General features: G+C 61.5%; 14 protein-coding genes and 2 pseudogenes. 12 read left to right on the top strand and 4 right to left on the bottom strand.

Annotated elements, in window-relative coordinates; genetic code table 11:
• From ABJF10_RS17420 to ABJF10_RS17455, 8 genes and pseudogenes are all read left to right on the top strand, one after another.
• Window positions 1–170: pseudogene (locus tag ABJF10_RS17420) on the top strand (aminopeptidase P family protein); the annotation flags it as partial.
• 243 nt (window positions 171–413) lie between these two features.
• On the top strand, window positions 414–3182 hold the full coding sequence (locus tag ABJF10_RS17425) for a sialate O-acetylesterase (RefSeq protein ID WP_348545869.1): 2769 nt from the start codon (window positions 414–416) through the stop codon (window positions 3180–3182).
• Window positions 3183–3247: 65 nt separating this feature from the next.
• Window positions 3248–4519, top strand: a complete 1272-nt coding sequence (locus ABJF10_RS17430; protein WP_348545870.1) for a C39 family peptidase — start codon at window positions 3248–3250, stop codon at window positions 4517–4519.
• 7 nt (window positions 4520–4526) lie between these two features.
• Window positions 4527–6083, top strand: coding sequence for an arylsulfatase (locus ABJF10_RS17435; RefSeq protein ID WP_348545871.1), 1557 nt, complete (start codon window positions 4527–4529; stop codon window positions 6081–6083).
• Window positions 6084–6229: 146 nt separating this feature from the next.
• Window positions 6230–8338, top strand: a complete 2109-nt coding sequence (locus tag ABJF10_RS17440; RefSeq protein ID WP_348545872.1) for a right-handed parallel beta-helix repeat-containing protein — start codon at window positions 6230–6232, stop codon at window positions 8336–8338.
• Window positions 8339–8457: 119 nt separating this feature from the next.
• Window positions 8458–10338 carry a sulfatase-like hydrolase/transferase gene (locus ABJF10_RS17445; RefSeq protein ID WP_348545873.1) on the top strand — a complete coding sequence of 627 codons (1881 nt, stop codon included), beginning with the start codon at window positions 8458–8460 and terminating at the stop codon, window positions 10336–10338.
• 379 nt (window positions 10339–10717) lie between these two features.
• Window positions 10718–11860, top strand: coding sequence for a sialate O-acetylesterase (locus ABJF10_RS17450; RefSeq protein ID WP_348545874.1), 1143 nt, complete (start codon window positions 10718–10720; stop codon window positions 11858–11860).
• Window positions 11861–12098: 238 nt separating this feature from the next.
• Entirely contained in the window at window positions 12099–12785 is a 687-nt protein-coding gene (locus ABJF10_RS17455) for a family 16 glycoside hydrolase (RefSeq protein ID WP_348545875.1), read from the top strand.
• Between the two features lie 183 nt (window positions 12786–12968).
• Here ABJF10_RS17455 and ABJF10_RS17460 read toward each other — a convergent pair whose 3' ends face one another.
• From ABJF10_RS17460 to ABJF10_RS17470, 3 genes and pseudogenes are all read right to left on the bottom strand, one after another.
• Window positions 12969–13124, bottom strand: coding sequence for a hypothetical protein (locus ABJF10_RS17460; RefSeq protein ID WP_348545882.1), 156 nt, complete (start codon window positions 13122–13124; stop codon window positions 12969–12971).
• Window positions 13125–13326: 202 nt separating this feature from the next.
• Window positions 13327–13464, bottom strand: a pseudogene (locus ABJF10_RS17465) (DUF72 domain-containing protein); the annotation flags it as partial.
• A gap of 700 nt (window positions 13465–14164) precedes the next feature.
• Window positions 14165–14641 (bottom strand): hypothetical protein, encoded by a 477-nt coding sequence (locus ABJF10_RS17470; RefSeq protein ID WP_348545876.1) that lies wholly within the window; start codon window positions 14639–14641, stop codon window positions 14165–14167.
• 619 nt (window positions 14642–15260) lie between these two features.
• Here ABJF10_RS17470 and ABJF10_RS17475 point away from each other — a divergent pair.
• The 3 genes from ABJF10_RS17475 to ABJF10_RS17485 are packed head-to-tail and all read left to right on the top strand — an operon-like array spanning window position 15261 to window position 16699.
• Window positions 15261–16322: a hypothetical protein gene (locus ABJF10_RS17475; RefSeq protein ID WP_348545877.1), complete on the top strand. Its 1062-nt coding sequence runs from the start codon at window positions 15261–15263 to the stop codon at window positions 16320–16322.
• 34 nt (window positions 16323–16356) lie between these two features.
• On the top strand, window positions 16357–16485 hold the full coding sequence (locus ABJF10_RS17480; RefSeq protein WP_348545878.1) for a hypothetical protein: 129 nt from the start codon (window positions 16357–16359) through the stop codon (window positions 16483–16485).
• Between the two features lie 40 nt (window positions 16486–16525).
• Window positions 16526–16699: a hypothetical protein gene (locus ABJF10_RS17485; RefSeq protein WP_348545879.1), complete on the top strand. Its 174-nt coding sequence runs from the start codon at window positions 16526–16528 to the stop codon at window positions 16697–16699.
• Between the two features lie 201 nt (window positions 16700–16900).
• Here the strand turns inward: ABJF10_RS17485 and ABJF10_RS17490 are convergent, their stop codons facing one another.
• A complete protein-coding gene (locus tag ABJF10_RS17490; RefSeq protein ID WP_348545880.1) occupies window positions 16901–17824 on the bottom strand; it encodes a LysR family transcriptional regulator in 924 nt (307 codons plus the stop codon).
• A gap of 81 nt (window positions 17825–17905) precedes the next feature.
• On the opposite strand from ABJF10_RS17490, the gene ABJF10_RS17495 reads away from it, so the two are divergent.
• A partial coding sequence (locus tag ABJF10_RS17495; RefSeq protein ID WP_348545881.1) for a proton-conducting transporter membrane subunit occupies window positions 17906–19330 on the top strand: 1425 nt, incomplete at its 3' end.

Below are 19330 nucleotides of genomic sequence, written 5' to 3' on the forward strand. Positions count from 1 at the left end.
ACATTCCCGAAGAAGGTTTTGCCGTGCGGCTCGAAAACGACGTGCTGGTTACCGGGAAGGACCCCGTGGACCTTATGGCCGATATTCCCATCGAGGCCGGGGAAATCGAGGAACTCATGAACAAACGCGGGAATCAGCGCCGGGCTGTTCGGAGAAAATCAAGCCGCTGAACTCATACGCACTGAAAGCAACTGAACACTGAAATCGACTTCTTACATGAAACCTCACTGAACCGGCGTCTTCCCCGCCTGTACAACTCAACTCAAACGCGACCAATCGCTCGACCTGCCCGCCTTCGTCTCCGGCGAATGGAAGCACGCGGAGCCGGACATCTACGGGCTGATGGCCGAAATGTGAGGCGACTTGCCGGCAAAGCCCGTTTCCAAGAACCAATCTCAACCGCAGTCAAAACTATGAAACACATCCTCGCTCTCATCATCACGGGTTGGCTGGCCGTCTATTCCACTGCAGTGGCCAAGCCCCTCAAGGTCTTCATCCTCGCGGGGCAGTCGAACATGGAGGGTCATGCGAAGGTAGAGACCTTCGACTACATCGGTGATGATCCCGCGACGGCGCCTTTTCTGAAACAAATGCGCGGAACGGATGGAAAACCCACGGTGTGTGAGCATGTCTGGATTTCCTATTACACCGGCATCGGGGATCAAAATGGCGAAGGCTTTGGCAAATTGACCGCTGGCTACGGGGCGCGGCAGAAGCCCGATCAGGACGATGGTAAAATCGGGCCGGAATTCACTTTCGGCCTCACGATGGACAAGGCATTTCAGGAGCCCGTGCTCATCATCAAGACCGCATGGGGCGGCAAGAGTCTGCACACGGATTTTCGCCCGCCCAGCGCGAGCCCATACGTGCCCACGGAAAAGGAACTCAAAAAGTGGGCGGAGAAGCCGGAGATGAAAAGCGAACAGGCGGCGGCCACGGGCGTGTATTACCGGCGCATGGTCGAGCATGTGAAAAAGGTGCTCGCCGACCCGAAGCGCGTCTGCCCGGAATACGACCCCGCGCAGGGTTTCGAGGTCGCTGGCTTTGTCTGGCTGCAAGGATGGAACGACATGGTAAACGACGATGTGTATCCCGAACTGCCGAATGGCAGCCCGGGCAATCGCTTCGCCAAATACAGCGAGTGGTTGGCGGCGTTCATCCGCGATGTGCGGAAGGATTTCGGTGCGCCAACGATGCCGTTTGTCATTGGCGTGATGGGCGTGGATGGTGCGAAGGCAAACCCCGGCACGCTGGCGTTCCGCGAAGCAATGGCGGCGCCAGCATCATTGCCAGAGTTCAACGGTAACGTCATGGCCGTGCAGACTGCACCGTTTTGGTCGGAGGAACTCGGAGCCATCTACAAAAAGAAGGCACAGGTCCGCCAGATGGCCTATTTCCTCGACTCCAAGCACAAAGACCATGCGAACAAGGATGGCGCGATGACCAGGGAGCAGCAGCAGGACTATCTCAAAAAATTCGAGGCCGACCTCATCACGCCAGCCGAAGCTGCTCTATGGCAACGCGGCGCGTCGAACGCAGAATACCACTACCTCGGCTGTGCGAAGACCTTCGCATTGATGGGCAACGCGTTTGCGGAGGCGTTTCTTCATCCAGGAAAGCCATCGTCTGCTGAAATCAAAGAAGGAGAAATGGCCGGTTATTTGTTCGGACCTGCGGATAAGGTGCCGGAGGACTTCAATGGTGGCTTCTCACTCTATGCGGCTGCGTGGCCGCTGGTGCAGACTTATCCCGGACACGAGTTTCAAACTGGACTCTGCGGCACCTGGATGCATCCGCAGTATGAGGCGGGGAAGGCTCCCGAAGGCAAATGCTACACCGACATCGAAGGCGGACTCGGCTGGTGGCGTGACACGCATTTTCCCACCGAGACTCCTAAGTTCATCATGGGAGGCGTGGGGCCAAACTTCTCCTTCATCGCCAACGGCCCGGGCTATGGCGCGGGCAAGTGGGACAAGCCGCGAGGCCAGTACGGCGTGGCGCAGCTCAGCCCTTGGCTGTTGTTTCCGCTCGATGGTCTGAATTTGAAACAAGGCACCAGCGGCGAACTGTTTGGCTACGGCTACCTGCCATTGCCGCTGACCAATCCTAAGACCACCACCGCAGGAAAAAGCGTCCCCACCGGGAACCACTGCTGGACCCTCTTTCTCAACACCGCCAACTTCAAAGGCCCCGCGGCTTTCTTCACGCCTTACTTCTGGTCGCAGGCGACGATCGACCACCCCGAGTGGGCCGGAATGTTGCTCGACTCACGCCCCGCCGGACCGAACAAAGCCATCCAGATGGAGACGCAACACGTGCCTGCCGTCCTCACGAAGGACGCCAGCGGAAACGAGTTTGCCCGTGTCGCACCGACCTCGTTCCCCATCGGACCCGATGGCTACTCGACCGTGCTGCACCGCCTCAGCGCCTATAAGAAGGCCGCGCTGTGGGATGACGTGCAGCGCTGGTTCGACGGCGGCACTCCAGCCGATGGTGCGATCAAAGCGGAGGCATCCGCGGTGCATAACTTCCGCCAAGGCGGTGGCTCCAGCTGGAGCATCTATCCTCCGGGGACGAAGCGTGAGGAAAAGGTGCCGCTGGCCTGGGGCTCCTTCGTCACCTCCTTCACACCGAACCCGATTACCTTCGGCTACCGTTGGAATGAACAGCTCACGCGTAAAAGCGGCTCGCTCGTCACCTTGCCCGAATACTACGCGCTCGGCACCGACGGCAAAAAGCCGCGCTGGAATGTGGCATCTCCGAAGGACATGCCAGCCGGCTCGGGCCTAACGCATTATCGCTTTGAGAGAGCAAAAGAGAAACCCCAAGAGCCACGCACCACGCCCGATGACGTGCAGAGTTGCTGGAGGAAACCTGGCCCCGCTGCCGGACCGTTCCAAGCGCATCTCGGCGATGGCAGCGTGGTGACGTATTACTGGTATCGCTTTGCCGATCAGCCCGCGATGCTGAACGCCGATCTCACCGACGCAGAGCGTGAGCAAGTGCAAGCCCGCGTCGAAAAATTGCATCGCGCGTGGACGAAGGATCGCAACTACCTTGTGCCGCCGGATGCCGGCACGCTCGCCCAGATTGATACCGCGCTCATCCTGACGCCACCGAAGGGCATGGAGGTCGGCTACGTGCCGATTGCCACACGGCAGGAACTTGAAGGCTCACGCTGAAGCACATCACCAAGTTATTTCGGGCGCGAATGAATCAGCCGACGTTTTCCATGCCACGACACCCCATGACGACACTGCTTCGAATGACACTCAGCTCCAGCCTGCTGATCTCCTCCGTCATCGCTGCCGACGACGCCCCGCCCACTGCGGAACTGATTGAGAAAGCGACGCACGGTGATGCGCATGCGCAGCTCTCGCTCGCGGTTCGCTATCGCGATGCCAAAAGCGTGAAGCAGGACTATGCCGAGGCCATGCGTTGGGCACACCTCGCCGCCGATCAGGGCAACGCGGACGCGATGGACTTCGTCGGCTGGATGTTCTTCCGGGGCACGGGTGTCAAATCGGAGCCAGCGCTCGCCGCCGGATACTTCAAGGCCGCCGCGGACCAATCCGCTGCCGCCGCGTGGAATCTCGGCCAGTGCTACTTCGCCGGGCAGGGCGTGGAACAGGACATTCCGAAGGCGCTTGAGATTTGGAAAAAAGCCGCCGCGATGGGCCACGGTCGCGCGGCTTCGACGGCGGCGATGATGTATCTCTCCGGCGAAGGCATCGCGCCCGATGGGGCGCAGGCGCGCACACTCGCGGAACGCGCCGCGGAACTGAACGATCCCAACGGACTCGTGGTTCTGGGCGAGCTCCACTTTCAGGCGGAAGAACTCGACCAGGCGCGCGCCGCGTGGACAAATGTGGCGAAGACGAAAACCACCGGCCCCACGGGTAATCCCGAGCAGCCGTCCAGCGAGATGGCCGCGCAGCAGGGTGCCGATTTGATCAAGCTCATGGACTACCGCCATCGGAAACCCGAGCCGGGCAAGTTCGCGCTCATTCCAGTGCCGCATGTCCATCAAGGCTGGAACAACTGTGGCGCCACGAGCTGCGCGATGTTTGCCCGCGCGCAAGGCAGCAAAGTCGGCGGCTGGGATTTCAAAAAGCTCTGCCGATCACCGCTCGGCACGGGCACGGACTGGGCCGATCTCGTCAAAGCCTCGGAAAAAATGGGCCAGCACTGGAAACTCATCACCTTCACGGCTGACGACGACGGTTTCGACAAGGCGACCGCGTTCGCCCGCGCAGAACTCGACGCCGGATGTCCCCTGGTGATAGATTTCAAATACATTGGTGACCGTTATCCCGGCGGTGCTGCCGGCCACACACTCATACTCGCAGGCTACATCGCCGACGAAAGTCTCTACGTGCTTTGCAACCCCGCCATCGCCACACCCGGCCTGCACCTGATGACCGCCGCCGACCTCAAACGCTATTGGCGCTCCGACGGATACAGCGCAGAGTCGAAAGGCGTTCTCTCACGCCCGGCCATCGTCATCGCAAATCCCTGATCCGCTCATGAATCGTGATCCTCTGATCTTCCTATTCGTCTTTATCTCCTGCGTGGCACATGCCGCCGAAAGCAAACCGAACATCGTCTTCATCCTCGCGGACGATCTTGGATACGGCGATCTTGGCTGCTTCAACAAGGATTCCAAAATCCCCACGCCAAATCTCGATCGATTGGCAGCGGAGGGCATGCGCTTCACGGATGCGCACGCGCCGACATCGGTTTGCACGCCAACACGTTATGCAATTCTTACGGGGCGATATTCGTGGCGTTCGCGGCTCCAGCGCGGCGTGCTCGGGCCGTGGAGCGAGCCGCTCATTGCTCCGGAGCGGCTCACGGTCGCATCGCTGCTCAAGCAACACGGCTACGCCACGGCCGCGATCGGCAAATGGCACCTCGGCATGGGATGGCTCACGAAGGACGGGCAACCGCCGTCGATCAGAAGGGACCGGCTGAGCAACGTGGACTTTGCCAAAGCCATCACCGACGGGCCGACGACGCATGGGTTCGACTATTATTTTGGGACGAACGTGCCGAACTATCCGCCATATTGCTTCATCGAAAACGACCACACCGTCGGAATCCCATCGGTTCCCGATGCAGGGCCGGGGGAGTTGTTCAACATTCCCGGTCCGATGCTGCCCGGCTGGAAGTTGGTGAACATTTTGCCCGAACTCACGAGGCGTGCAGTGCGATGGATCGAAGACTCGGCCAAATCCGGGAAGCCGTTCTTCCTCTACCTTCCGCTCACGTCGCCGCACTACCCGGTGGTGCCCGCGCCGGAGTTTAAGGGCACGTCAAAGGCGGGCGAATACGGTGACTTTGTTTTCCAAACCGACTGGACCTTGGGCCAGGTGCTCGATGCCTTGAAGCGGGCGGGCGTTGCGGAAAACACGCTCGTGATTTTCACCAGCGACAACGGTCCCGAGGTCGTGGAAATCAAACCCGGCGCCTATGACCGCGTCCTGGAGTATCACCACTACAGCATGGGCGGGTTGCGCGGCGCGAAACGCGACACGTGGGAAGGCGGGCACCGCGTGCCGTTCATCGTGCGATGGCCGGGCAAGGTCAAAGCTGGCATCGTCAGCGACGAAACGATCTGCCACGTCGACTTCATGCGCACGGTCGCAGCCCTACTTGGCGCGGACCTCCCTGAAGCCGCCGCGCCAGACAGCTACAATCTACTGCCCCTCTTCCTCGGACAAAAGCACAACGAGCCAATTCGCGAGGCGACCGTTCACCACAGCGGCAGCGGAAAATTCGCCATCCGCAAGGGCGCCTGGGTGCTGATCGACGCGCCGAGCGGGGACGATAACGGCACAAATGGTGAACCGCAGTGGTTGAAGGATGAGAGGGGCTACACCCGGCACACTCTGCCCGGCGAACTTTTCAACGTCCGGGAAGACCTCATCGAGCGACACAACTATTTTGCAGAGCGGCCTGAGATTGTCCGCGAACTCAAGGCACTCCTTGAGAAATACAAAGCCGACGGGCGTAGCACTCCTGGCGAACCCCAGAAGAACGACCCGCCGCTCGCGCCACGAAACGTGCAAAAGACGGAGTAGCAGAAACCGGATAGGCCGCTTCCTCCCTACGCCCTCGAAGAAATCGCCGCCCGGCGTACGGGTTGGCGGTCGCCGGTTTTGGTTGTCTGAGCGGCAGCTAGTGCGGCAGATTCATCATCCCTTCTGTGAATCTGAAATGCACCCCCATGAGGCACATCCTTACCATCCTTGCAGCCCTCCTGCTTGCACCTGCGGTTTCATTGCAAGCCGCGGAATTTTGGGTTTCCCGCGCGGGCGATGACGCGGCTGTGGGCACGCACGCGGCACCCTTCGCCACGCTGGAGCGGGCGCAACGCGCGGTGCGCGAGCGGATGAAAAAGGAAAGCGCTGTCGTGTGGATCGCCGCGGGTGTTTATCCCGTCGCCAAGACGCTCGATTTTGCTGCGGATGATGGCGGCGCTGCGGACGCGCCGGTGATTTTCCGCGCGGAGAAGGACGGTACGGTGGTGCTCGATGCCGCGATGCATCTCGAAGCTGCAAAATTCGTGAAGACGACCGACGCCAAAACCGTCGCGCGGCTCGCGCCCGAGGCTCGTGGAAAGGTGTGGAAGTTCGACCTCGCGGCAGCAGGCGTGAAGCACGCGAAGACGTTCCCCGTGCACTTCAACGATGGCGGCGGGCTCGTGCAGCTTTTCTGCGACGATGAGTGGCAGCCGCTTTCGCGTTGGCCGAATGGCGACAAAGCGAAGTTGGCGAAGGTCCTCGACCGCGGCGACGACCCCGGCGCGCCGGGAAAACGGCCCGGCACTTTCGTCTTTGACGGCGACCGGCCCGCGCGGTGGAAGGCAGCCGCCGAAGCCGGACAACTATGGCTCGCGGGCTTTTGGCGGGTGGCGTGGGATTGGCAAAGCGTGCGCGTGCAGACTCTCGACCTCGACCAAAAATCCATCACGCTCGCCGCGCCCATTCCCGGTGGCATCGGCTCGAAATACGCCGGACCAAACGGCGCGGGCACGGAGCCCTGGCGGGCGATCAATCTCGTGGAGGAAATTGATGAACCCGGCGAGTGGGCGGTCGAATTTCCGACGCAGACACTCTACTTCTGGCCGCCGCGCGAGCTGGCCTCAGCGAAGGTGACGCTCGCCGATTTCGACCAGCCGATCGTGCGGATGAAAGGCGCATCGCACATCACGCTGCGCGGCCTTGTCTTGAAGGGCACGCTCGGCAACGGAATCGAAATCACCGATGGCGAAGCTTGTGTGGTGCAAGGTTGCACGCTTACCGGCATCGGCAAAAACGGCGTGGTCGTGAAAGGCGGCGCGAAGCATCGCATCGAGAGCTGTGACCTGTATGCGCTCGGCCACGGTGGCATTTTGCTCGGGGGCGGCGACCGCGCGAGCCTCACGCCGGCAGGTCATGTCGCGGACAATAATTACATTCACCACTACGCGCTCGCGAAGAAAATCTGGTCGCCCGGCATCGGTGTCGGTGCTAACGACTCGGGCTATGGGTGCGGCTGCATCGTCACGCACAATCTCATTCACGACTCACCTCACGCGGCGGTTCTTTACGGCGGCAACGACAACCTTTTCGAGTTTAACGAAATCCACGATTTCCTCATCGAGAGCGACGACCTCGGCGGCTTTTATTCGAACAACAATTGGACCAGCCAGGGTAACGTGGTGCGGCACAATTTCATCCACCACACCGGCCACGCACTCGGGGTGTATCTGGATGATGGCGACAGCGGCGACACGATCGAGGGCAACATCATGTTTCGCATGAGCGCGGGCGCGGGGCTCGGCGGCGGGCACGACAATATTTTCCGCAACAACATCGCCGTTGAATGCCCGCGCGGCTTCAGCGTGGATGCGCGCGGCGTAAGCCGGCACTACGACACGGACCCGCGTCTGCTCAAGGATCTCGCGTCGGTGAAGGCGGGTGAGTCGCCGTGGCGCGAGCGCTTTCCCACGCTCGCCACGCTGCTGCAAAATCAACCCGAACTTCCCACTGGCTGCATCGTCGAACGCAACGTCTCCACTGGATCCGAAAAGGAAATCGAATTGCGCGGGAAGCCCGCAGAATTCAAGTTTGTCATCCTTCGCGACAACGCCGCGCTTCCGCTCGCCGACCTCGGCTTTACCGACGTGACCCGGCTCGATTTCCGCATGGATTCGACAGCACCGGTTTTCCAAAAGGTTGCGGGCTTTGCGTCCATCCCGTTCGAGAAAATCGGCCTCTACAAAAACGATTTACGTGCGGAACTTCCCGAGCACCTTTCCGGTCACACGTCTTCCGAGTGGCATCGCAAATAGCGCTGCCCTCACAGAAAACGCCGCCGGGCGCGCGGGCTGGTGGTCATCGGTTTTTGTCGCCTAAGCGGCGGCTGGTCCGGCAGATTCATCATCCCGTCCGTGATTTTGAAACGCACCCCATGAAACCCGTCGTCACTCTCCTCGCCGCCCTGCTGCTGGCGCCGCTCGCCGCGCTGCACACCGCGGAGGCGCCCCCGTCTGCCGCACGCAAACCAAACATCATTCTGATCTACAGTGATGACCACGGGTATGCCGACCTCGGCGCTCAGGGCGTGGACAAGGACATCCGTACGCCGAATCTCGATGCGCTGGCGCGGGATGGCGTGCGCTTCGTGCGTGGATACGTCAGCGCGCCGCAATGCGTGCCTTCCCGTGCGGGTGTCATGACGGGGCGCTACCAGCAACGCTTTGGCGTGGAGGATAACACCAAAGGCCCGTTACCGTTGGCGGAACAAACCATTGCCGAACTGCTGAAACCGGCGGGTTACGTTTCGTGTCAGGTCGGCAAGTGGCATTTGGAACCGCCACCCGCCAGAGGCGCCGCCAAAGAGGAAATCGCGAATACGGAAACAGGCGCCCGCGCCTTTTTGCCGGGGGGGCAGGGCTTCGACGAATACTTCACCGGCCCGATGAACAACTTCATGGCATCGCATGATCTACAGGGCCACAAGTTGCCCAATGCCCCGCAGATGCTCACCGACAAACGCTTTCGCTGCATCTGGCAGACCGACGCGGCCCTTTCGTTCATCGACCGCCATGCGCACGATCCATTTTTTCTCTACCTCGCCTATTTCACGCCACACGTGCCGCTCGAATCACCCGAGCCATGGTTTTCACGAACCCCGGAATACCTGCCCAGGGAACGACGCCAGGCCCTCGCCATGATCGCTGCGATGGACGAAGGCATCGGAAAGATTCGTGCCCGGCTGCGTGAGCAGGGCATCGATCAGAACACGCTCATCTTTTTCATCGGCGACAACGGCGCGCCGCTCCATGCGGGCGCGTGGGATGGCTCGCTCAATCTCCCGCTCGTCGGCGAAAAAGGCATGCTCACCGATGGCGGCATCCGCACGCCCTTTCTCGCGGCGTGGCCTGGCACATTGCCCGCCGGAAAATCCTACGAGCCGCCGGTCATCAATCTCGACGTCGCCGCCACGGCGGTGGCCCTCGCCGGGTTGCCGCGCGATGAAAAGCTCGATGGCGTGAACCTCATTCCGTTCCTGCTCGGTGAGAAGACAGACCATCCCCACGCTGCCTTGTTCTGGCGCTGGCGCTCCCAGGCCGCCATCCGCTCCGACCACTGGAAACTCATCCTGCTCGGCCCGACCGAACGCTTCCTCTTCGATCTCAATGGACCGGAAGGTCAAACCGAGTTGGCGAAAAACAATCTCCTCACGCAATTCCCGGAAGTCGCGGCCGATTTGGAAAAGCAGCTCATGGCGTGGAACGCGACGCTGCCGCCGCCGACCCTACCCCGTGAGCAGAACGCCCAGGATGAAATGTTTTACGACACGCACGTCAAACTGACCGGCGCGAAATCCACCACCCGGAAGAAGGCCGCGGCCAGCAGTGGAGAAACCGCGAACACCCAAGCCTGGCTCGGCCGCAACTGCACGCTCCAGGTGGCCGACGGCGCGCTGCACCTCCTGCCCGACGGCAAAGCCGCCCGGCCGTTCATCACTCGCAACGGTCTCAATCTCGCCGGTCCGGTCACCGCCACATTGCGGGTGCGTTGTCCCGGCGGCGGGACCGGCCAAATCTCGTGGCGCACGCAAACGGACGATGATTTCAGTAGGGACAAAATCGCCACCTGCAAACTCGCCGCCACGGCAGACTGGCAGGACGTGAAAGTAGAAATCCCAATCACCGACCTCGTGATCCATGTGCGCGTCGCCTTTCCCGGCGCCACCGATCCGGAAATCGCCCGCATTGAACTGCGCGGAGCCAACACCACGATCTCCACGGATTGGTCCGCGAAAACACGTCCCTCCCAGCCATGACACACTTGCTCACGCTACCGGCCACCGGCCACCGGCATCCGTTGGCCGCGCCATGCGGCACGCTGACTTGAACGGGAAACCGATTCTCTCTCTGTTACTACTCCGTCGCGCTCCGCAACCGCGCCGAGTAGATCGACCCCGCTCGCCCTCGCCCGCCCTCGCCCGCCCCTCCAAGCGCACACTATTGGCGACCCGGTGAGGCAACCTTGGGAGCGGGTCGATGAGCGTCGGGGCACTGCCGGATTCCGCCCGCTTACTCAACTACGCCCTCGAAGAAATCGCCGCCGGGCGCGCGGGTTGCCGCCATCGGTTTTAGTCGCCTAAGCGGCGGCTGATGCGGCAGATTCATCATCCCATCCGTGAATTTGAAACGCACCCCATGAAGCACATCCTCACCCTTCTCGCCGCCCTGCTGCTGGCGCCGCTGGCTGGGTTGCACGCGGCTGAGATCATCCTTACCGCCCCGCTTGATTATCAGGTCATTCAGCGCATGTCGCGCACCGTGGGCGAAGTGCGTATTCGTGGAACCTTCGCGGACGCCGGCGTGGCGAAAGCGATATTTGAAACGCGCATGTTCACGGAGAAGAGCGATGGCCCGTGGCAGAAATTGGCCGTGCGTGTTTCCGGCGAGTCGTTTGAAGGTACCAGCAAGGAGGTGGCGGGCGGATGGTATCGTCTGCAAGTCCGTGCTTTGCAGGATGGGAAGATCGTCGGCGATGCGACGGTCGAACATGTGGGCATCGGCGAAGTCTTTGTCGTGGCGGGCCAGTCGAACTCGGCGAATCACGGAGAGACGAAGCAGAACACGCAGACGAAGCGGGTTGCGGCATTCGATGGGCACCGCTGGCGGCTGGCCGATGATCCGCAGCCTGGCGCAAGTGGAATGGGCGGCAGTTTCATGCCGCCATTCGGGGATGCAGTGGTGCAGCGGTTCAATGTGCCCGTCGGTTTCATCGCCTGCGGCATCGGGGCAACGAGCGTGCGCGAGTGGCTGCCAAAGGGCGCGACATTCCCGTATCCGCCGACGATCGAGAGCCGAGTGACGCAACTCCCAGACGGCTCTTGGGAGAGCAACGGAGAGGCATTTGCGAACTTCGTTGCCCGGATGAAGCAGGCTGGGCCCCACGGCTTCCGCGCGGTACTCTGGCATCAAGGCGAAAGCGATGCCAACCAGAAGGATGCGGCGCGCACCCTGCCGGGCAATCTCTATCGCGAATATCTCGAGCGCGTCATCCGCGAGTCGCGGCGTGAGATCGGGTGGGACGCGCCATGGTTCGTGGCGCAAGTCAGTTACCACGTGCCTGGTGATGAAGCCTCGCCGGACATCCGCAAGGCGCAGGCGTCGCTGTGGCGTGATGGCCCCGCCCTGGAAGGACCAGACAGCGATGCCTTGAAAGGCGCTCTGCGCGAAGCCAATGGCCAAGGCGTTCACTTCAGCGACGTTGGCTTGCAAGAGCACGCCGCTAAGTGGGCCGAAAAAGTGTGTCCGTGGATTGAGAGCCAGGAGAAGACATCCCAATGAAACTCATCCTCGCACCACCGGCAACGGCGCATCCGCCCGTTTCCTCCCCACGCCCTCGAAGAAACCGCCGCCGAGCGCGCAGGTTGGCGGTCGCTGGTTTTAGTTGTTTAAGCGGCAGCTAGTGCGGCAGATTTATTATTCCGTCCGTGAATTTGAACCGCCCCCTTCACTCCCCGACACCGCTCAACGCTCGGCCCTCTTCCGTCCGCAGCGGTGAAAAGCCAATACCCAGCAGTTTATGCACCTTCTTCTGATTCCCATTCTTGCCTGCACCTCAGCCTTCGCGGGCGAACTGATCGACGAAGATTTCTCCGGCCCCGGGTTGCCCCAGGGCTGGACCACCGGCGGTCGCGCGAATTCGTGGAGCGTTGTTGATGGCGCTCTGCAAGGTGTCTGCGCGAAAGAGGATGATCACGGGCCGGCCGTCTTCGCGCCTTTGGAGGGACGAGATCTCAGCTTGAGCTACAAAGTGAAGCTCGATGACCAGGGCAACTGCCTCATGCTCATCGACGGCGAGTCCGCGTTCGGCGGCTCCGCGCATCTGCTTCGCGTGTCGATCTACGGCAACACGCTGACCATCGCGCAGGATCGTGGCACGCCGCAGTCGCACATCGAGCAGGGCAAGCTACGCGCCGCGCTCGCCAAAGAGGGCAAAACAGTCCCACCGCCCATGGCGGAGCAGCTCGCTGATCCGAAATTTTACCGCACGGAACGCCTGGCAAGCGCCCCGTTGCAAGCGAAGCCCGGCGAATGGATCAAGATCGATGTCACGCTCAAAGGCAATGACGTGACCGTGACCGCGAACGATTCACAGAAGCTCACCGCGAAGGGCACAGTGTTGGATGCGGCAAAGTCGCGGCTCGTCTTTCTTGTCGGTCAGGCGAAGACAGTTTGGATCGACGACGTGCGCGTGGGCACCTTATGAGCAAAACGCATCTGAATGTCATCGCCACGCTGCGGGCCTGCTCTCCAGCCGTCGAACTGAGATCGTCGAACAACCCGGGCTGAAACGGCTTCAACGCCTTCTGCTCCTCGCGGAAAAAATCCGCCTTCGTCTCCCCGACTACGTAAGAAAGCGAAGTTTCACCCGGACCCGAACTGGGGCGAATTATTCGCCAAATGAATCCCAAATCGCCTTCAGGTCTTCGTCATCCAGCGCGCACCCGCGGAGCTTCGCATCCAGCTTGAACGCATGTCGGAGCCGCGCCTTCGCAACGGCCAAATCCCCAAGCAGACATTCGTAGCACGCCAGGTTGTATTGCATAGCGGTGTCCTGCGGATGGCCTTCCACTGCCGTGAGCAGGATGAGCCGTGCCGCCTCGATGCAATCGGCACGGCGGGTTCGCGGTCAGAAAGTTGGTGTTCGCCATCCCCTTCCTCGCGCCGAAGCGCGGCAAGCCGGGGAAGTTCTTGATCGTGATTTCGTCCGTTACCTTGAAGGCAAACTTGAATCTCTCCGGCACCTGCTCGCACAGGCCGGCAAGGTAGCCAGGCGTCGGGAACTGGTAGTAGCCGGCGTCCACGCAAACCGTGGAGAACGTCTCGGCGTATTCGGCCAGGCATTCACGCTCGAACTTCGCCTGGGAAAATCTTTGCCGAGTCATGTAGCGCTGGTCGCTGTAGACGAGTCCGCACCAGCCCGGATACTTCCAGGACGACGTGCCGATGTAGACGCCCTGCGCTGCGAGCTGGGCAAGCCGTTGCCGGTATCGCGGGAGGTCGAGGGGCCGGGCGGCGGCGGTGCGGACGGCGGGGCGAACAGGTAAGGCGTCTCGTCGGCCATCTGCGGTATTTACAGTAACCGCCGATGGCTCGCATCCAAATAACGCATTGCGGAATGCCCCGACCGTGCATCACGTGGGGTCGGGGTCTTTTCGTGGGCAGCTTTGGCCGATGCCTGTGCGTTGAGCCGGTAGTTACTTCCAAATATGCGTCGGGTCCGTTAACCTCGACGTGATGGGAGGCGTAAGACGCGGCTTATCGGGCTGCCTCGCCCGTGGGAGGCCGTTGGCGGCTTGCAGGAATCGGGAGCGGCAGACTGTGCAACGCCAGGGCTCTCTCCATGCGGCAATTGCGACTGCCAGCCAGCCAACGCTCCATAAGCCAAAAGTCAAAATCGTGAAGCCGAAATGCCGCAAATGTGGCACTGCCGACTTTGTAAATTCACGATCACATCGGCAACGCTCGCAGAACCGCATCTCAAAAACCCGCGAGCGTGCAAAGTGTCGTTGATTGGAGGGCGGGGAAGGCAGGAGGTAAACTACACCCCGTAGGGGAAACCACTACGAAATCTTATGTAAACTTTTATCGTAGAAACATCCCGCGCTGCACTGTGCGCGTCTGGCGGATCAGTGACCGAATGTTGGCTGCCGAGCAGAGGCCGCATGCGCGGGTCGTCAGCCATGGGGGCTCCATACTACATTGGGCGATCGGCATCACCCTTTTCTTCGTCGCCGGCAGCGGACTCGTCAGCCTGCCGATCCGCATGAGGTAGAGCCACATCTTGAACGCCCCGTCGAATCCCAGTTTCGTGGCTTCGCGGTAGCTCGACTCAAGCTCTAGCTGGGTTCTCTTGCCGCTTTTGCTTTTGTCCCCGTCTGACGTGACCCGATAGCGCGACCGCGCCGTGAAAATGTAGAGCCCTAGGGGATCTGGCGATGCCTCCGCCTTGCGCGCTTCGTCGGCGAGTTCATCGGCGAGTTGTCGCTGGGCGGCTGCTATCTTTTCAGCCCAGCGGACATAACGGCGTAGGTTTTGGCGATTCACGCCGAAAGTGTTCACTAGAACATATATCAACAGAAAGCGGATTTTCGTGGCCCGCGGTCGGGGCGCGTGCCGTTCCGGAACAATTTTCCCGGTCTTGCGTCTCCTATGGGAGACAAAGTTTTGACTGCGGTGCTCGAAGCGGTCGCAATTGCAACCACGCCGCAGTGAAGAAGCCTGTCGAGTCGCTTAATGGACTGCCTGACTCTCATGCTTGGTCGCGGAGTTGCGGCGGTTGGAGCGACCGGCTCAGTTTAGCATTTCGGCGCTAGGCCAAGGAACTTGAAACACACGCCACACGCCCTCGCACAACCCAATCCAGGCCCGCACTTGGGCGACTTGGTGAGGCAGCCTTTGAAGGTCGATGAGCACGATGACGAGCTTCTACAAAAACTGCTCCTACTGCGACGCGTATCTCCGCAGGGAAACACACTTCGGCACGGAAGCCGCATCCAAAGCCATAAATTCCGCTCTGCTGATCTCCTATTCGGCACGGTGCGCTGAAAAGCGAATTCCTTGCAGTCCGGTTGAGGCCAACGGCCAGCACAGCCGCAAGACATTGGAAGAGCCGCTGCCCAAAAAATCTGCTTGGCCATGCGGAACGGAACGGCATCCTCGCAAACAGCGAAAAGAGCCCATGAAACACTCGCCGATCGAACATCAGCTCCAGAAACCGGCCCTGCGGAGCGGCATCCATGGTTCGTTGAAGCCTGCTTCGCCCTACTCACTCCCAAGCACCGCTCGATGCCCGACCCGTTTCCGGCGGGGCTCGGTGAACAGCAAGTTCCTCGCAGTGATAATGCTCGCTGCGCTCATCGGGTGCACGACGCTTCCGGATGCCCGGGCGCAGTCGGCCCCGAAAGGCACGACTTTCGTCCAACCGGCGACGGTCGCGCGTCCGGCCCAGGCACTGGCGATCATGTCGACGCCGTATTTTTCCTATGCACTGCCACAGGGCTGGCGTGTCGGAGAGAGTGGCCAGTTTGCGCTGACCCTGGTGGCGCCGGACAGCAAGGCGCTCACGGTCATGGTCGGCAACGCCGGCTTGCCTCCCAATGCCTCACCGGGCCAATACGCCTACCAGAATCTATCCGCGATGCGCGTGGAGAACCTTCAGCTCAGCGAGGCGCAGCCGGCGCGGCCGATCGCGGGCTTCCAGCACGCGTATGCGTTCGAGGTGCGCTACAGCGTCAACGGCGTGCCGTGCCAGGGCGTGGCCATCGTGCACGTGGCGCTGTCCTATGGCGCCTCCGTGATGGCGATGACTGCGGCGCTGTCGCGGTCGTCCCAGTGGCCCGGCTATTCGACATGGCTGCCCCTGGTGGCGCAGCAGGTGGCTGCCACCAGCGGCGCCGCGTTTGGCGCGCGGGGCATCATGCAACAGAATCTGCGGAACTCCACCGCCTATGGCGAGGCGGCGGCGAGGTATCGCGAATGGTCGCAGAAGAACTGGCAGGGCGTCACCGATCAGCGCAATGCATCGGTCGACCGCCAGAACGCCGAGTTTCGCGAGAACCTCGGCGCGGTTCGGACCTACGTGAACCCGTATGACGGGCGCGCCCCGGTCGAGCTGCCGACGACCTACGAGTATTATTGGGTGAACCCGCAGGGCAACTACGTCGGTACCAATGATCCGAGTGTGAACCCGAATGACGGCTCGACGGTGGAATGGAGGAAGATGCCGGTTCGGAAGCCGTGAGCGCTGCCTACCGCGGGACAACGTGGATTTGTGCGTGCATCACAGTCTGGCCGGCCGCATGGAGGATCACGGGGATTTGATCACCGTCGGCGCGATCCCGTCGGCGCACGTGTGGCCGGGAGCGAAGCCGATCCTCTATTCGCCGGAAGTGAGTTGTGCGTAGGATTTCGTGAGCATCCCACCTTTATCCGAAAACAGGCGAAGTGGACAAAGCGCTGGCCGCGCTGGCCGTGTATGTGATCGGCAAGCCGCTGGTGATCGAGGGGACCTTCCCGCCCGCGTTCGGCATCGAGGAGATGGACGAATTTCTCAAACGCTCCAAGGCCCGCGCCGCGGGCCATATCAGTTTCTACTGGGGCCGCACGATTGCGGAATAGGATGCGGCGACGGAGAACAGCCTGGAGGCCGCGCTGATGAGCGCGTGGCTGAAGTATTTTCGCCAGCACGCGGGCTTCATGAAGCGGCCCTCATACCATTCCTGGCGGCTTGGGGTTCAGTTTCGGCACCGGGTCGCCTGCTCCGCCCGCTTCCTCCCCACACCCTCGAGGAAATCACCGCCGGGCGCGACTGTGGGGTGCCTAGCCGCTTGGCTTTCTTTTTGACCCGCCTCTCACGGGATGCGTTGCAAATTTTGTGTGGAGCAGCTCGCGCAGCACGGGATTTGGAAAACGTCGGCTTGGTGTAATGGCGTAAAAACTCTCGCGAAGATCGGTGATACGGTGGCGCTCGACCAACAGACCAGAGTCGAGTTCACCGCGCACGACGACGGGTGGCACTAGCGCGAGCCCTGCGCCTTCGCAGGCGAGCAGGCGCAGCATCGCCATGTCATCGACTTCCGCGGCGATGACGGGTCGGATACCGGAGCGTTCGAGAATGAGGTCAAATCCTGAACGGATGTTACTGTCAAGGCTCGGCAGCAGGACGGGCGTGGTGCGGAGATCTTCGGGAAAGCGGAACTTGTTTCGCTGCCGCGTACGCTTGCCCACGAGACTCACAGGCTGTTCGTCGAGCAGATGGCTGTGCCAGTCGGTGTCGGCGTCCCGGCGCACGGGCAGATTAGAGAGCACGACATCAAGCGTGTGGGCGCGCAGTTGGGCCAGCAGGTCGCGGAGGTTGCCAGAGTAGAGCACCAGTTCGATATCCGCACGTCCGATAAGCGGTCGCAGGAGCGCGATTTGAAAATTGCGTGAGAGGGTTGCCACGGCCCCGATTCTCAATACGCGCCGACGTCCCGACACCTCATTTTTCAAGACTGCGGCCATCTCCTCTCCGGCGCGAAAGATAGACTCCGCGTAATCCAGGGCAATGCCGCCGGCTTCGGTCAGGACGAGCGATTTATTCTGCCGGTGAAAGAGCGGCTGGCCGAGGCTCTCTTCAAGGCTGCGGAGCTGAATGCTGATGGCCGACTGGGAAATATTCAACCGCTCAGCCGCCCGCGTGAGGCTGCCCTCATTGGCGATGGCGCGAAAATACCGGAGGTGATGGTAGTTCAGAAACGACATGGGAATGCTTTTAGCAAACAGAACGAAAGCACACAAAAGGTATATTGGAACGAAGCCCCACGTCGCTGGTATTTGTTTTTAATGACGAACTCACCGATCTCCGACTCCGCAATCGCTCAGGCCATCCCGGCGCTTGCCGCTCTCGCGCCACTGCTGCTGCTCGCCCCGGTGCTGATCCCGGCGCGGACGGCGAATGCGCTCGGGAAGCGGTTCGCTCACGGGATCGCGACGTTGGCGCTGGTAGCATTTGCTCTCGCAGTCATCAGTGCGCTCGGCACGCTCATGTGGCGGCCAGCAGCGGCGCACGCGCTGAACCTCGGCGCACTCCGGCTTGATCTATTTCTCGATCCGCTCTCTGCGGTCATGGTGGTGCTGGTGTCCTTTCTTGGCGCAGTCGTCACGCGCTATTCATGCAATTACCTCGACGGCGACGCACAACAAGGGCGGTTCGCGAAATGGCTCTCGGTGACCATCGGCTCCGTGCTCACGGCCATCCTTTCGGGAAATCTGCTGCTCTTCACACTCGCTTGGCTGGCGGCGAGCATGAGCCTGCACAAACTGCTGATTTTTTTCAGCGACCGGCCCGCGGCGATTCTCGCAGCGCGGAAGAAGTTCCTCATCAGCCGCCTCGGCGATGCGTGCATGGCGGGCGCACTCGTGCTCACCTGGAAATGTTTCGGCACCTGGCAATTCTCGGAAATGTTCGCGGCGGCGGACGCGCTGCGCGCCCACGGCGGTGCGCACGCGGGCTGCCTCGGCTGGGCGAGCGTGCTGCTCGTTGCGGGCGCGCTGCTGAAGTCCGCTCAGTTCCCTTTCCACAGTTGGCTGCCGGATACGATGGAAACGCCGACGCCCGTTTCGGCGCTGATGCACGCGGGCATCATCAATGCCGGCGGCTTCCTCATCGTGCGGCTCAGCCCGATCGTGGCGGGTTCGCCCGCCGCTCTCAATGCCCTCGCGCTCGTCGGTGCGTTCACCGCGCTCTTCGCCTCGGTGGTGATGCTCACGCAGACCAGCGTGAAGCGCTCGCTCGCCTATTCGACCATCGCGCAGATGGGATTCATGATGCTGCAATGCGGCCTCGGTGCCTTCGCGCTTGCCGTGCTGCACATCGTCGCGCACTCGCTTTACAAGGCGCACGCGTTTCTCTCCTCGGGCAGCATCGTGAGCGTGAGCAAATCGGCGTGGGTGCCCTCGGAGCGGCCAGGCGCACATCCGCTCATCCTCGCCGGCACGCTCGGCACGGCGGTCGCGCTCACTTGGGCTGTCGGCGGACTCTTCGGCGTGAACGCCGCGAGCGGCCTCGGCGTGCTGCTGCTCGGGGCGGTCTTCATGATGGCGCTCGCTTATTTGCTCTGGAATCTGTGGGCGTCCTCGCATCGCTCGTCGCTCGTCGGCTGGGGACTGCTCGTCGGCATAGGAGCGGCCACGGCCTACTTCGCGCTGCACGCGGCCTTTGAGAAAATACTCGCACCTTCGCTTCCGCACTACGCGCCGCTGCGGTCG

It is taken from the genome of Chthoniobacter sp. (assembly GCF_040003245.1).
GTDB lineage: Bacteria > Verrucomicrobiota > Verrucomicrobiia > Chthoniobacterales > Chthoniobacteraceae > Chthoniobacter.